The organism is Halorubrum sp. SP9 (assembly GCF_005435015.1).
Taxonomy (GTDB): Archaea; Halobacteriota; Halobacteria; order Halobacteriales; family Haloferacaceae; genus Halorubrum; species Halorubrum sodomense.
The window spans coordinates 1-881 of the sequence record NZ_SGXU01000166.1 but is presented as its reverse complement, the minus strand read 5'-3'; the positions used below and the strand labels follow the sequence as shown (position 1 = coordinate 881).

The following is an 881-nucleotide window of genomic DNA, read 5'->3' as shown; positions in this document are numbered from 1 at the left end:
CCATCCGAGCCGTGACGACCAGCGATATGTCGACGTACGTGTTCTGGGACGACACGGTCGACGAGGGGTACTGCTCGGAAGGAATGACCGTGAACACCGCCGAAGGTGAGAAAACGCTCTCCGAGGCCGAGCAGATGTCTACGGACCTTCCAATGTCGAGTGTCCTGATTAGCGACGACCACCACGTCTTCGGCGACGGAGAGAAGCTGCTCGCCGAACACGACCTCGACTTCCCCGAGGATACCGAAGAAGAAGGCGAAGACGAAGGCGGCTCGGAAGGCGGCAGCAGTGCTGGGACTGGTGGCACGGCCGGAGGAACGGGCGGTGGTGGGACCAGTGGTGGAGTCAGTCCGCCACAGCGTTCCGAGCTGTCGTTCAACGCCAGCACGGACTCCCCGAGTGCAATCACGGGCGCGTTCTCGGACGTGAACAGCGCTATCGACCAGAAGAAGATGAGCCTACGAGACAACTACGATGTGTCCAGCAGCGACATCGTCGTCGAGGTCGACACCATCGAAATCGAACTGGAGGGCGACCAAGTCTGGGAGCGAGCGTGGTTCATCTCGAACAAGCTCAAAGATTTAGATAGTATAGGGGAAGCAACCTCCATCGTGTTCGAGTACGTCGCACAAGGAACGGACACCTCTTCCAGCGTCTTCGAGGCTGGCTTCGAGGGGTCCGCAGCGGAGTTCGCCGACCACTTCGGAACGAATCATATTCCGGAGAGCTTCATCAGCGCTGGTGGGGACTCGGAAGGCGAGGCTGTCCTCATCATCGATACGGAGTCGATTCAGGACAACACCCGCGAGGCAACACTCGACGTGCTACAGGAGGCACTCGAAGGTCTCGGTGGGATTAACAACGTCGAGCTGGTGGTCTCT

At 59.4% G+C, this 881-nt stretch carries 1 pseudogene; it reads left to right on the top strand.

The window, feature by feature from the left end:
- Window positions 1-26: 26 nt before the first annotated feature.
- A pseudogene (locus EXE45_RS17015) lies at window positions 27-881 on the top strand (hypothetical protein); the annotation flags it as partial.